The 12,959-nt window shown below is 52.0% G+C and carries 14 protein-coding genes; 11 read left to right on the top strand and 3 right to left on the bottom strand.

What is annotated here, in order from left to right; translation table 11 throughout:
• Positions 1–282 precede the first annotated feature (282 nt).
• The 5 genes from yutH to thrB all read left to right on the top strand — a co-directional run bounded on the left by yutH (position 283) and on the right by thrB (position 5,764).
• Positions 283–1,284, top strand: a complete 1,002-nt coding sequence (yutH, locus tag IC804_RS07010) for a spore coat putative kinase YutH (protein ID WP_081157347.1) — start codon at positions 283–285, stop codon at positions 1,282–1,284.
• Positions 1,285–1,426: 142 nt separating this feature from the next.
• On the top strand, positions 1,427–2,401 hold the full coding sequence (locus IC804_RS07005) for a 2-hydroxyacid dehydrogenase (protein WP_008880201.1): 975 nt from the start codon (positions 1,427–1,429) through the stop codon (positions 2,399–2,401).
• A 92-nt stretch (positions 2,402–2,493) separates the two neighbouring features.
• Entirely contained in the window at positions 2,494–3,792 is a 1,299-nt protein-coding gene (locus tag IC804_RS07000; protein WP_029761689.1) for a homoserine dehydrogenase, read from the top strand.
• Entirely contained in the window at positions 3,792–4,853 is a 1,062-nt protein-coding gene (gene thrC, locus IC804_RS06995) for a threonine synthase (protein WP_008880199.1), read from the top strand. Before IC804_RS07000 ends, thrC begins: the two co-directional genes overlap by 1 nt.
• Positions 4,850–5,764: a homoserine kinase gene (thrB, locus tag IC804_RS06990; protein WP_011888121.1), complete on the top strand. Its 915-nt coding sequence runs from the start codon at positions 4,850–4,852 to the stop codon at positions 5,762–5,764. Before thrC ends, thrB begins: the two co-directional genes overlap by 4 nt.
• A 41-nt stretch (positions 5,765–5,805) precedes the next feature.
• On the opposite strand, the gene IC804_RS06985 is transcribed toward thrB, so the two are convergent.
• A complete protein-coding gene (locus IC804_RS06985; protein ID WP_011232431.1) occupies positions 5,806–6,048 on the bottom strand; it encodes a NifU family protein in 243 nt (80 codons plus the stop codon).
• 84 nt (positions 6,049–6,132) lie between these two features.
• On the opposite strand from IC804_RS06985, the gene IC804_RS06980 reads away from it, so the two are divergent.
• Positions 6,133–6,462, top strand: coding sequence for a YuzD family protein (locus IC804_RS06980; RefSeq protein WP_008881830.1), 330 nt, complete (start codon positions 6,133–6,135; stop codon positions 6,460–6,462).
• Positions 6,463–6,644: 182 nt separating this feature from the next.
• Here the strand turns inward: IC804_RS06980 and IC804_RS06975 are convergent, their stop codons facing one another.
• Positions 6,645–7,715 carry an NAD(P)/FAD-dependent oxidoreductase gene (locus IC804_RS06975; protein ID WP_011888119.1) on the bottom strand — a complete coding sequence of 357 codons (1,071 nt, stop codon included), beginning with the start codon at positions 7,713–7,715 and terminating at the stop codon, positions 6,645–6,647.
• Between the two features lie 169 nt (positions 7,716–7,884).
• Between IC804_RS06975 and IC804_RS06970 the strand changes: the two genes are divergently transcribed.
• The 3 genes from IC804_RS06970 (at position 7,885) to erpA (ending at position 9,540) form a co-directional block, all read left to right on the top strand.
• Positions 7,885–8,124, top strand: a complete 240-nt coding sequence (locus IC804_RS06970) for a YuzB family protein (RefSeq protein WP_008881828.1) — start codon at positions 7,885–7,887, stop codon at positions 8,122–8,124.
• A 131-nt stretch (positions 8,125–8,255) separates the two neighbouring features.
• Positions 8,256–9,128, top strand: coding sequence for a diaminopimelate epimerase (gene dapF / locus IC804_RS06965; protein ID WP_078172654.1), 873 nt, complete (start codon positions 8,256–8,258; stop codon positions 9,126–9,128).
• Between the two features lie 46 nt (positions 9,129–9,174).
• Complete coding sequence (gene erpA, locus IC804_RS06960) at positions 9,175–9,540, top strand: iron-sulfur cluster insertion protein ErpA (protein WP_008881826.1); 366 nt, start codon at positions 9,175–9,177, stop codon at positions 9,538–9,540.
• A gap of 255 nt (positions 9,541–9,795) precedes the next feature.
• Here the strand turns inward: erpA and IC804_RS06955 are convergent, their stop codons facing one another.
• Positions 9,796–10,794: an NAD(P)/FAD-dependent oxidoreductase gene (locus IC804_RS06955; RefSeq protein ID WP_011888117.1), complete on the bottom strand. Its 999-nt coding sequence runs from the start codon at positions 10,792–10,794 to the stop codon at positions 9,796–9,798.
• A gap of 278 nt (positions 10,795–11,072) precedes the next feature.
• Between IC804_RS06955 and IC804_RS06950 the strand changes: the two genes are divergently transcribed.
• Positions 11,073–12,296 (top strand): NAD(P)/FAD-dependent oxidoreductase, encoded by a 1,224-nt coding sequence (locus IC804_RS06950; protein WP_008881823.1) that lies wholly within the window; start codon positions 11,073–11,075, stop codon positions 12,294–12,296.
• 119 nt (positions 12,297–12,415) lie between these two features.
• Complete coding sequence (locus IC804_RS06945) at positions 12,416–12,919, top strand: NUDIX domain-containing protein (protein ID WP_011888115.1); 504 nt, start codon at positions 12,416–12,418, stop codon at positions 12,917–12,919.
• Positions 12,920–12,959 lie beyond the last annotated feature (40 nt).

Raw genomic sequence — 12,959 nt, 5'->3', positions numbered from 1 at the left:
CCTATTTCTTTTTAAAAGTCGTTTCTTATATATATGTATCATGTCATAAAACAGTCCATCATATAAAGAAAAATGCTCATCGGCCTGCATATATAAACAATAGCCCCTTTCGCCAAAAAAGGAAGGGGAGACGGTTTGTCGCACCATCATCGGAGTTCTCTGCTTGGCCGGCGTGTGACAAAAAGATGCGATGAGAAAGCGTGAGGATGGTTGGAACGGTTGACGAGCGATGGCGTTTGGCCCAAAGACGATCATGAACCCCATCGTGACGGAGGTGCGGCGATGGAAAAATGGGTGTATGAACAGTACGGGATGCGCGTCGAGCGGATAGAACGAAGAGGGACACATACAGCGGTTTGGCATAAACGGGAGCGCTTTCTGATCGTTCCAGCTGACGGGCGGAGCGAAGCAGAGATGGAAGAGCGCCAACAAATGAGCCGTTATTTGCGGACGAAAGGAGTGGGCAGCGTAGGGGAGCTAGTCAAAACGACGTCCGGAACGTATATCGCCACTTGGGATGGAAAGCCGATGGCACTTGTTCGGGCGCCGCTTCCGACCGCTCGCTTTCGTTCGCTCGGCCGCGAGTTGGCGGTGATCCATGAATACGGGCGCTCTTGTCCGCTGCCGATCACCGCTTGCCGGCGCATCGGCCAATGGCGGGAACTATGGGCGAAGCGGATCGACCAAATGGAGGCGTTTTGGGCGAACATGCTGGCAACGGGGCCGGCGTCGCCCTTTGACCGGCTGTTTATCGAATCGTTCCCGTATTATTTAGGCTTGGCGGAAAACGCCATACAATACGTGGCAGATACGGAGCTCGATGAGGAACCGCTCCGCATCGATTATGCGGCGTTTTGTCATGAGCGGCTGCCGCAAGCCGGTTGGGTCGAAGGGGCAGAGGCGAAGCTGCCGATTGATTGGGTGTACGACCATTGCGCCCGCGATTTAGCCGAATGGGTTCGCCATTTGTACCATCAGCGCGGGCTTGGATGCCAACGGGCGGTGCGCCAGTTTTTCCAAGATTACGGACATTTATCACCGCTGTCGCCGTTTGCTTGGCGATTGATTTACGCCCGTCTGTTGTTTCCGCTTCCGTATTTTGAGTGCGTGGAATCGTATTATACCGCTGTGGATAGGAATGAGCAGGTGCGCTATGAAGGCGAGCTGCATCGTTTGCTTGATGGGTCGCATGAGTATGAACGGTTTTTGGCTTCGTTCGCTGAGATCGCCGGCATCTCAGAACGCGTGCGCTTGCCGGTGATCGAGTGGCTGCCGTCGGCGTAGAAACGGGAAGACATTCCCGTTTTTTTTTTGAGCCAAAGCGAACCGCGATGCTTTCCTGCCGGTCGCAGCCGGGACAACTTCTCATTTTTTTTTGGTAGAAGTTGTGATAAGATTTAGAAAAAATCATATGGGGGGCTGCTTGATGACAAAACCGTACGTCTTTATTACGCGAAAACTGCCAGAAGACGTTGTTGCACCGCTTTTGGCCATCGCAGAAGTAGAGATGTGGCCGCATGAAGACGTGGCTGTGCCGCGCGACGTGCTCGTGGAAAAAACGAAACGGGCGACGGCCATCTTGCCGATGGTGTCCGATCCGATCGACGAAGGGGTGTTGTCTGCTGGCTCGGCGCTCAAAGTGGTCGCCAATATGGGGGTCGGCTATGACAATATTGACGTGCCAGCGGCCACCCAGCGCGGCATTGTCGTTTGCAATACACCCGATGTGTTAACCGATACCACAGCAGATTTGACGTTTGCGCTGTTATTGGCGACCGCCCGGCGGCTTGTAGAAGCAGCTGATTTTTTGAAAGAAGGAAAATGGAAAAGCTGGAGTCCGTTTTTGCTTGCTGGCGCCGATGTTCATCATAAAACGATCGGCATTGTCGGCATGGGGAACATCGGACAAGCGGTGGCCAAGCGGGCGAAAGGGTTTGATATGAACGTGCTTTATCACAATCGTTCCCGCCGTCCGGAGGCGGAAGAGAAGCTTGGCGCGGTCTACCGCCCGTTTTTCGATTTGTTGGCGGAAAGTGATTTTGTCGTCTGCTTGACGCCGCTCACCCCGGAGACGCGTCATTTGTTTAACCGCGAGGCGTTTCGGCAAATGAAACCGACGGCCATTTTCATTAATGCGGCGCGCGGCGCGGTCGTCGATGAACAAGCGCTGTATGAGGCGCTCGTTCGTGGGGAGATCGCCGCGGCCGGATTGGACGTATTTGAAAAAGAACCGGTTGCGGCCGATCATCCGCTCGTTTCGCTTCCAAACGTCGTCGCTTTGCCGCATATTGGCAGCGCGACGTACGAAACGCGACGCGCTATGATGACGCTGGCGCGCGACAACATCATTGCCGTTCTTGAAGGACGGTCGCCATTGACGCCGGTGAATCAGCCATCGTAAAAATTTTCATTGCCAAATGGCAGATCGTCTTTTATAATGTCTACTATAAAAATACAGATGTCTACTGTACGTAAACAGAAGGGGCGGTAAGGATGGAAAAGCCAATTTTTGTTGGATTATTAGGATTAGGAACGGTCGGAAGCGGTGTAGTTAAAATTATTGAAAACCACCAAGAAAAATTGATTCACCAAGTCGGTTGTCCGGTGAAGGTGAAAAAAATCCTCGTTCGTGACGTGCAGAAACCGCGCGAGGTTGCCGTCGATTCGGCGTTGTTGACGACGAGCGCTGCGGATGTAATTGATGATCCGGATATTGATGTCATTATTGAAGTAATGGGCGGCATTGAGGAGACAAAGGAACTGTTGTTGCGGGCGCTGCGCCAAGGAAAACATGTGGTGACGGCGAACAAAGATTTAATGGCTGTTTACGGTTCGGAATTGCTTCGGGTGGCAGCTGAACACCATTGCGATTTGTTTTACGAAGCGAGCGTCGCCGGCGGCATTCCGATTTTGCGCAGCTTAGTCGACGGGTTGGCGTCGGACCGAATCACGAAGATGATGGGAATTGTCAACGGAACGACCAACTACATTTTAACGAAAATGTCGCAAAACGGTGCTTCCTATCAGGAAGTGCTGGCGGAAGCGCAGGCGCTCGGGTTCGCCGAAGCCGACCCGACATCGGACGTCGAAGGGCTTGATGCAGCACGGAAAATGGCGATTTTAGGCCGCCTTGGCTTTTCGATGGACATCGACTTGGACGATGTGCAAGTTAAGGGCATTACTCATGTAACGGAAGAAGATTTAAATTATGGGAAGCGGCTCGGTTATACGATGAAGCTCATCGGCATCGCCCAGCGTAATGGCAACAAGGTGGAAGTAAGCGTCCAACCGACGTTTCTTCCTGATTCTCATCCACTCGCTTCCGTCCATAATGAATATAACGCTGTCTATGTGTACGGAGAGGCAGTCGGGGAAACGATGTTTTACGGACCGGGGGCTGGCAGCTTGCCGACGGCGACGGCAGTCGTCTCTGACTTGGTGGCGGTAATGAAAAACATGCGCCTTGGCGTCAACGGCCATTATGCCGTCGCGCCGCAATATGAAAAACAGTTGAAAGCACCGGCGGAAATTTTCTCGAAATACTTCTTGCGCATTCATGTCAAAGACCAAGTCGGCGCGTTTGCCAAAATTACGACGCTGTTTTCCGAGCGCGGGGTGAGCTTCGAGAAAATTTTGCAATTGCCGTTGAAAGAAAACGGCTTGGCGGAAATCGTGATTGTGACACACGACGCCTCGCAGCAAGACTATGAAGACATTTTACAGCAGTTAAGCGATTTAGAAATCGTCGAGCGGGTGCAAAGCTCGTATCGGGTGGAAGGAGAGAAACGGTAATGGCATGGAAAGGGCTGCTTGACGCCTACGGTGACTTTTTGCCGCTGACAGAAGCAACGCCAAGACTATCACTTTGCGAAGGGAATACGCCGCTCATCCCGCTGCCGCGTCTGTCGGAAGAGCTGGGCATTACGTTATACGTCAAGGTGGAAGGAGCGAACCCGACCGGTTCGTTTAAAGACCGCGGCATGGTGATGGCGGTGGCGAAGGCGAAAGAGGAAGGAAGCCATACGATCATTTGTGCATCGACCGGCAATACGTCCGCTTCCGCCGCTGCGTATGCCGCGCGCGCCGGGATGCGCTGTCTTGTCGTCATCCCGAATGGGAAAATCGCGCTTGGCAAACTAGCACAAGCCGCCATGTACGGAGCGGAGATTTTTGCGATTGAAGGCAACTTTGACGAAGCGCTCAGTATGGTGCGCCGGCTGAGTGAAACAGCGCCGATCACGCTGGTGAACTCGGTCAACCCGTACCGCATTGAAGGGCAAAAAACGGCAGCGTTTGAAGTGTGCGACCAGCTTGGACGCGCGCCGGACGTGCTCGCCATCCCGGTTGGCAATGCGGGCAACATTACGGCCTATTGGAAAGGGTTTAAGGAGTATCATGAAGCAAAAGGAACGGGACTGCCGCAAATGCGCGGTTTTGAAGCGGAAGGAGCAGCGGCAATTGTCCGCAATCAAGTGATTGAACAGCCGGAAACGATTGCGACGGCAATTCGCATCGGCAACCCGGCGAGCTGGCAGAAAGCGGTCCAAGCGGCGAACGAATCGCGTGGAAAAATCGATGAAGTGAGCGATGAGGAAATTTTAGCAGCTTACAAACGGCTCGCGCGGACGGAAGGCATTTTTGCCGAGCCGGCGTCATGCGCCGCCATCGCCGGAGTGATCAAACAGCGCGAGCGGAATGAAATCGAGCGCGGCAGCCTCGTTGTCGCGGTTCTCACCGGCAACGGCTTGAAAGACCCGGCCGTCGCCCTCGATACCGCAGCGATTGAACCGATCGTGCTGCCGAACGATGAACAAGTCGTGCTGGAGCATTTGCAAGGGGTTGTTCATACATGAAAGAAGATGAGATGTTAAAAATCGTCGTTCCGGGAAGTACGGCGAACTTAGGGCCCGGCTTCGATTCGGTTGGGCTCGCCGTCTCCCGTTACTTAACGCTTGACGTCCGCCTGGCGAGAACATGGTCGTTTACGCCAAAAACAGCGGAAGTAAGCGACATTCCGCGCGGGACGGACAATTTAGTATACAAAGTGGCCAATGAGACGGCGAAAGCGCATGGCCGTCAGCTGCCGAGCTGTGAGGTGGATGTATACAGCGATATTCCGTTTACGCGGGGGCTCGGAAGCAGTGCGGCAGCGGTCGTTGCTGGCATTGAGCTTGCTGATGCGCTGCTTGAATTAGGATTGACGCGCGAACAAAAAATGGAACTGGCCACTCGTTATGAAGGCCATCCCGACAATGTCGGTGCCTCGCTCTACGGCGGATTGGTCATCGGTTGCTACCGCGAAGCGGGTGTGGACGTCGTCCATGTTCCGGAATTGGCTATTGAACTTGTCGCCATTATCCCGGCGTATGAATTGGAAACGAAAAAAGCGCGCGGGCAGTTGCCTGAACAATGGATGAGGCAGCAAGCGGTCGAGGCGAGCGCCATCAGCAATGTTCTTGTCGCCGCGTTGTTGACGAAAAACTGGAAACTAGCGGGTCGCATGATGGCAGCCGATTTGTTTCACCAGCCATACCGAAAATCACTTGTCCCGGAATTGGAGCGGGCCCAAGCGCTGGCTGAGGAATACGAGGCGATTGGCGCCGCGTTAAGCGGGGCGGGACCGACGGTGCTTGTGTTCGCTGAACCGGGAAAAGGCGAACAGCTTGAACGGCAGCTGCGCCCGCATTTCCCTGCCTGCGAAGTCACATGGCTCGCTATCGAACCGCACGGTAGCCGCGTGTACAAACTGGCGCTTGAGGCGTAAAAAAATCCGAACAGCGGTGGGCTGTTCGGATTTTTTTGAGATTAAAACACTTGCTCGACCTCAACGACGCCTGGCACTTCTTCAAACAAGGCGCGCTCGATTCCTGCTTTTAATGTGATCGTCGAGCTTGGGCAGCTGCCGCATGCGCCGAGAAGGCGGAGTTTTACAACGCCGTCTTCCACATCGACAAGTTCGCAGTCACCGCCGTCGCGAAGCAGGAACGGGCGGAGTTTATCTAAAACTTCTTGCACTTGTTCTTTAATTTCTTGGTCCGTCATTTCCATCGACTCCTTTCCTTACTTTTTATTATAATCATGGTATCCGAAAAAATCTAATGATAAATTTTACTTTCGTAAAGGGTGACAATGATGGCGTTCAAACCGGTTGAAATTTGTGTGTATGGCGCCGAGGTGATTTGCCCGTCGTGCGTGCAGCTGCCGTCGTCGAAAGAGACGTACGAATGGCTGGAGGCTGCGCTGCGCCGCAAATACCCGGATCAGCCGTTTCACATGGTGTATGTTGATATTTTCCATCCGCCGGCTGACGATGAAGCGAAACGCTCGTTGGCGCAAACGATCGTCGAGGAGGACTGGGTGTACCCGGTCGTTGTTGTTGAGGGAACGGTTGTGGCAGAAGGCAATCCGCGATTGAAAGCCATTTATGCTGAAATGGAGAAGTACGGCTATCGTTCATCATAGCGGCAAGGCCATGCAGCGGGGGATTCCCCGCTGCCTTCCCGGTTAGACGGCCGCCTGGCAGATCAGCAAACAATGCTTATTTCCATGAAAGGTGTTTGTGGCAAACATCCAGTTTTCTGAATGTAGAGAAACACTGTTTTTGTGCCGCATTTGCCATTCCATCACTAGCTCTGTAAGATGGCTTAATAGCCGTTATGGTATTTATACATCCAAAGAACGCCTGACTTTAACAGGCGCGGCACCCGGCCGGTAAGCGGGCGGTCAGCGACAAGGCCAAAGCCATGCTTTTTGCCGAGTGAACCGAGAATGCCTTTTAATTTGATCGGCGGGAATTCGCTCGGCGGCTCTTCGCCGTTCCACCGTTTTTGCATCACTTGAACGATTTGCTCCGCTTGTGCTTCAGCGAGTTGGGCGCTTGGCGAATGCGGCAAGCTCGCACAGTCGCCGACGACGTATACGTTTTCATAGCCAGGGATGTAATGCTGTTTTGTCAGTACGACGCGGCCTTGTTTATCTTTTTCCACGTTCAGTTCGCGGACGACGCGGTTTGGCTGAATGCCGGCCGTCCAGACGATGACGTCGCAAGGCACCGGCTCATCATGATTGTACAAGACGCCCGGCTCGACTTTCGTGACATTCGAATGGCGGACGATTTCGACGTGGTGTTCGACAAACCATCGTTCAACGTAATCGCTCAACCGTTTTGGGAACATCGGCAAAATGCGTTCCCCGCGGTCAAACAACTTCACGTGCAAGTCCGGGCGGCTTTCCGCCAGTTCGCTTGCCAACTCAACGCCGCTTAAGCCGGCGCCGACGATGCCGACCGTTGCTTTTGGCGGTAAGTTGTTCAGCGCTTCATAGGCAGCGCGCGCCTTGTCGATGGACTGAATGCTGTACGTGTATGCCTCAGCGCCCGGCACCCCGTGGTATTTATCTTCACAGCCCAACCCGATAACAAGTTCGTCGTAACGGATGGAGTTTCCATCCTTCAGATGGACGAGCTGTTTGTCGAGGTCGATCGAGACGACTTCGCCAAACTGGTATGTAAGTTGTGAATGTTCCGGAAATGGGACGCGAATATGGTGGTCGCTGATGGTCCCTGCGGCTAAAGCGTAATATTCTGTTTTTAAACAATGGTATGGAACGCGATCAATGAGGATAATATGAATGTCGTTTGGCACTCCATCCGGGAGAAGGCGTTGCAAAATGCGCATATTGCCGTATCCCCCGCCAAGCAGTACGAGATGTTTCATGGCTAAAGTCCCCTTTTGTTCAGTTTCTCAAGCCGCCAATGCCATAAAAAAGTATAGCGAAATTGTGACAAAAGAACAACAATTTTTCTGTCCAACCGCCTAGCGAGCATGTTCGTTGACGCCGTGGCGCAAAACCGCTACGATGGGAATCAGGAAGGTGAACACACCCATGATCTTACCAATCATCGAGTTTTGCATCAGCAACTTAGCAAGCGGATCGCAGAAAGCGATGGAAATACTCGAAAAAGATCCGAATTTGGATATTATCGAATACAGCTGCTTAAGCTATTGCACGCGTTGCGCCGATACGTTGTTTGCGCTCGTGAACGGCGAGTTTGTCAGCGGTGAGACGCCAGAGCAGCTTGTGGAAAATATTTATCGGCATCTTGAGGAAAACCCGATGTTTTAACGTAAAAAGGAGGATGCCCACAAGGTGGCATCCTCTTCAATGTATATGAAAAAACGGGGGATATTCCCATTTTGTCCAAGGGGCGGTATTGTTATACATAAGAAAGTGAAAATCATGAGGAGGGGCATACCGTGTACTCGTTTTCGTTTACGAAAATGCATGGGTTGGGGAATAGTTATATATACGTCGATCTGTTCCGTGAAACGCTTCCGGAAGAAGACCTGCCGGCGATCGCCCGCTCTGTGGCCGATGTCCACACCGGCATCGGTTCCGATGGCCTCATTCTCATTTGCCCATCGGAGCAAGCGCCAGTGAAAATGCGCATTTTTAACAGCGATGGCTCGGAAGGAAAGAACTGTGGCAACGGCTTGCGCTGTGTGGCGAAATACGCCTACGAGCATGGCATCGTCCGTGACCGCTCGTTTTTAATCGAAACGCTTTCCGGGCTCGTCGAGGCTGAAGTGACCGTGGAAAACGGCGAGGTGACGAGCGTGACGATCGATATGGGCGAGCCGCGCCTTCGGCGGAGCGCCATTCCAATGACCGGACCGGAAGCGGAGCAAGTCGTTGCCGAGTCGTTTGCGATTGACGGTCGTGAGTATGAAATTACGGCTGTATCGATGGGCAACCCGCACGTCATTTTTTATGTGGATGATATTGAAAAGGCACCAGTGACTACACTCGGCCCAGTCGTCGAAAAGGATGCCCGTTTTCCAGAAGGGGTGAACGTCGAATTTGTCGAAGTAGTCAGTGAGCGAGAGCTTCACTTTCGCGTTTGGGAGCGCGGCTCAGGCGTCACGCAGGCGTGCGGCACCGGGGCATGTGCGGCGGTTGTTGCTTCTGTGTTAAACGGCAAAACGGCGCGTGGGGTGGAAACGGTCGTTCACTTAGCTGGCGGGGATTTGACGATCACCTGGGGACACGACGGAAAAGTGCGCATGACCGGCCCAGCCGAAACGGTGTGCACCGGTGTGTATTATTACCGAGGCGGGCAGAACGGTTGAGCATCCGAAAGACAAAACGATATACTATAAGTAAGGAGGGATCGGTATGACCGAAGCGATCATTACGCTGACGGAAGCGGCAGCGTTTCAAATTAAAGACATGATGAAAGAGCAGGAAGAGGAAAACGCCTATTTGCGCGTCGGCGTCCATGGCGGTGGCTGCAGCGGGCTGTCGTACGGCATGGGGTTTGCGCACGAGCGGAACGATGATGACATCGAATTGGAACAGCACGGGATTAAAATTTTGATCGACCGCGACAGCGCCCCCATTTTGCGCGGCACGGTCATTGACTACAAACAGTCGCTCCTTGGCGGCGGGTTTACGATCAATAACCCGAACGCCATTGCAACATGCGGCTGCGGCTCGTCATTCCGCACGGCCACAAACGCCGGCACGCCGGAGCAATGTTAAACGGTTGACAATATCGAGGCGACAAACCGGTTTCTCACCATTATTGATTTCGTCTGTCGGAAGCAAGCCGATTCACTCAGTTGGCGAAAGCGGTCTATGGGAGAGCTCCAAATGGCATGGAAGGAAAAGGCCGTAAACAAGGAGACAGAGAAGTTGCCCGCTCTTGTGGCTAGAAAGGACGGCGAACAAGAGGCGGCCGCCAACGAAGGCGAACGTGCATGAACGAAAAAGCGTCCCATTCGGGACGCTCTTTGCTTAAAAAAGGGACGACGAGTGTGCCGGCTGCATCCGTGCCGTCGGGTCGATATACGTTTTGGCGCTGCTGATGGCGATCGGTGCTTCGCCGAAGCCGCAGGCGATCAGTTTAATTTTTCCGTCATATGTGCAAATGTCGCCGGCTGCATATACGCCCGGGATGTTCGTCTCCATCCGCGAGTTGACTTTGATCGAATTTTTTTCGATGTCAAGCCCCCAGTTTTTGATCGGACCGAGCGAGGAAATAAAACCGTAGTTGACAATAACGGCGTCAACATCGATCGTTTCTTTCGCTCCTTCTTTCACATGTTCGAGGACGACTTGGCGGATGCCTTGTTCATCGCCGATTAATTCAGCGGGCACGTACGGTGTTTTCACTTGTACGCGCGAATTCATCAGCTGCTCGACGCTGTGTTCATGGGCGCGGAATTTATCGCGGCGATGAACGATCGTGACGCTTGCAGCGATCGGTTCGAGCATGAGCGACCAGTCGACTGCCGAGTCACCCCCGCCGCAGACGAGCACACGCTTCCCAGCAAACTGTTGTAAGTCGCTAATAAAATAATGCAAGTTTTTCCCTTCATATTGGGAAGCGCTATCAATCTCGAGCCGACGCGGCTGAAAAGCTCCGTTTCCAGCGGTGATAATGACGGTTTTCGAATAGTGGATCTCTTTGTCTGTTGTGAGTTTGAACGTTCCGTCTTCTTGTTTTTCCAGCATTTCCACTGACTGGTTCAAGCAAATGGTGGGCGAAAATCTGCTTAGCTGTTCTTTCAGTTGATCAACGAGTTCTTGGGCGCGCACTTTTGGGAATCCAGCGATGTCGTATATGTATTTTTCCGGATATAAAGCGGCCAGTTGCCCACCTAACTGAGGAAGGCTTTCGATGATCTTCACGTTCATTTGGCGTAAGCCGCCGTAAAACGCAGCAAACATCCCAGTCGGCCCGCCGCCGATCACCGTTACATCATACACGTTCCGATCTTCTCTCACCGACATTCCTCCCTGCATAAAATAATGGCACTACAAGTTTATCTTACCATAAATGTAGGCGGTTATAACGTTCAATTTTTTTGTTGATGCAGTCGAAAAAAAGGCTTGAAAAGAGGAGCAAAAAGAACTAATATTGTTGTGGAGAGATTGTTAATTTTTTGTGACAGTCTATCGACATTTTTTTGTAGAATAACGTGAATATTTTCACAAACTTCGTTCAATAAAAACGGGGATAGCAGCAAAAGCTATAAGAAACGCGTGGAAAAAAATTAAAAAGGGTGGAAGTGATTCAGGTGAGAAAACCAAATGTCGTCATTTTAGGGGCCGGTTATGGCGGACTCATGACTACGGTTCGCCTGCAAAAGCTTATCGGGGTGAACGAGGCGAATATTACGTTAGTGAACAAGCATGACTATCATTATGAGACAACTTGGCTTCATGAAGCATCGGCTGGGACGTTGCACCATGACCGCGTCCGCTATCCGATCGCTGATGTCATCGACCGAAACAAAGTAAAATTTATTAAAGACACTGTCACAAAAATCGCTCCGAATGAAAAGAAAGTGCTGCTCGAAAATGGCGAATTGGAGTACGATTACCTTGTCATCGCCCTTGGGTTTGAATCGGAAACGTTCGGCATTAAAGGATTGAAAGAATACGCATTTTCGATCGCCAATGTCAATGCAGCGCGGCAAATTCGCGAACATATTGAGTATCAATTTGCGACGTACAATGTGGAAGAGGAAAAGAAAGACGAGCGGCTGACGATCGTTGTCGGCGGGGCAGGGTTCACCGGCATCGAGTTTTTAGGCGAACTCGTCAACCGGATTCCGGAGTTGTGCCGCGAGTATGACATTGATCCGAACAAAGTGCGCATCATTTGCGTTGAAGCGGCGCCGACGGCGTTGCCAGGCTTTGATCCGGAGCTTGTTGAATACGCGGTCAGCCAGCTTGAACGCAAAGGGGTCGAATTTAAAATCGGCACGGCGATTAAAGAGTGCACACCGGATGGAATCATTGTCGCCAAAGGTGACGAAGTCGAGGAAATTAAAGCGGGTACCGTCGTTTGGGCCGCTGGCGTCCGCGGCAGCAGCGTTCTTGAACAATCCGGGTTTGAAACGATGCGCTCGCGCATTAAAGTCGACCCGTTCTTGCGCGCTCCTGGTTATGAAGACATTTTCGTCGTTGGTGACTGTGCGCTCATCATTAATGAAGAAACGAACCGTCCGTATCCGCCAACGGCTCAAATCGCAATGCAAGAAGGCCAGCTGTGTGCGAAAAACTTGGCCGTGCTCATCCGCGGTCAAGGGGAACTCGAGTCGTTCAAACCCGATATTAAAGGGACGGTCTGCTCGCTTGGCCATGATGATGCGATCGGTGTTGTATTCGGCAAAAAATTGTGGGGAACGAAGGCTAGCTTCATGAAAAAAGTGATTGACAACCGCGCCTTGTATTTAATCGGCGGTTCGTCGCTTGTCATGAAAAAAGGGAAATTTAAATTTTTCTAATCGGTCACGAAAGCTTCCGCGATGGCGGAAGCTTTTTTGTTATGGCAAAAAACAGGGAACGGCCGCTTCTTTGTCGAAATACAAATCGTGTCAAACGATATGGAAAAAGGATGAGGACAATGAACAACAAACGCGGAAACGTATGGATTGCGGCAGCCGGGCTCGTCATCAATGAAGCAGGGGAGTGGCTTGTCGTTAAGAAAAAATATAGCGGACTGAAAGGAAAATGGTCGCTGCCGGCCGGGTTTGTCCAGCCGGGGGAAATGCTTGATGAAGCAGCTGTCCGGGAAGTGAAGGAAGAAACAGGGATCGACGCCGAACCGGTCGCCTTTCTCGGCTTGCGCACCGGTGTCATCAATGAAGAAATCAGTGACAATATGGCCATTTTTCTTCTTCGTCCGCGCTCGAAAGACATTACCGTGCAGAAAGATGAGCTGCATGCAGCAGCGTTTTTAAGTAAAGAGGCGCTTAGCAACGATCCAGCGACATCAGGGCTGATTCGCTATTTGTTGGCGTTGGAACCGTTGGCCTCTCTTTCCCCCCATGATGGCTTAAACCCAGGTGATCCATTCGGGTACACGAAATACCGCCTTTATTTTAAATCATCAAAATATAAAGAATAATCAAGAAAACAAAAGTAAGATGCAGATGTATTCGCTTACA

This window comes from Geobacillus sp. 47C-IIb (assembly GCF_014679705.1).
Lineage (GTDB): Bacteria > Bacillota > Bacilli > Bacillales > Anoxybacillaceae > Geobacillus > Geobacillus thermodenitrificans.
This window is presented reverse-complemented; position numbering and strand designations above follow the sequence as displayed.

Coding starts and splice junctions, on each gene's coding strand:
- thrB (WP_011888121.1), top strand. CDS start 4,850: ATGAAAGAAGATGAGATGTTAAAAATCGTCGTTCCGGGAAGTACGGCG.
- IC804_RS06980 (WP_008881830.1), top strand. CDS start 6,133: ATGGCGTTCAAACCGGTTGAAATTTGTGTGTATGGCGCCGAGGTGATT.
- IC804_RS06985 (WP_011232431.1), bottom strand. CDS start 6,048: ATGGAAATGACGGACCAAGAAATTAAAGAACAAGTGCAAGAAGTTTTA.
- IC804_RS06975 (WP_011888119.1), bottom strand. CDS start 7,715: ATGAAACATCTCGTACTGCTTGGCGGGGGATACGGCAATATGCGCATT.
- yutH (WP_081157347.1), top strand. CDS start 283: ATGGAAAAATGGGTGTATGAACAGTACGGGATGCGCGTCGAGCGGATA.
- IC804_RS06945 (WP_011888115.1), top strand. CDS start 12,416: ATGAACAACAAACGCGGAAACGTATGGATTGCGGCAGCCGGGCTCGTC.
- IC804_RS07000 (WP_029761689.1), top strand. CDS start 2,494: ATGGAAAAGCCAATTTTTGTTGGATTATTAGGATTAGGAACGGTCGGA.
- IC804_RS07005 (WP_008880201.1), top strand. CDS start 1,427: ATGACAAAACCGTACGTCTTTATTACGCGAAAACTGCCAGAAGACGTT.
- erpA (WP_008881826.1), top strand. CDS start 9,175: ATGACCGAAGCGATCATTACGCTGACGGAAGCGGCAGCGTTTCAAATT.
- IC804_RS06970 (WP_008881828.1), top strand. CDS start 7,885: ATGATCTTACCAATCATCGAGTTTTGCATCAGCAACTTAGCAAGCGGA.
- thrC (WP_008880199.1), top strand. CDS start 3,792: ATGGCATGGAAAGGGCTGCTTGACGCCTACGGTGACTTTTTGCCGCTG.
- IC804_RS06955 (WP_011888117.1), bottom strand. CDS start 10,794: ATGTCGGTGAGAGAAGATCGGAACGTGTATGATGTAACGGTGATCGGC.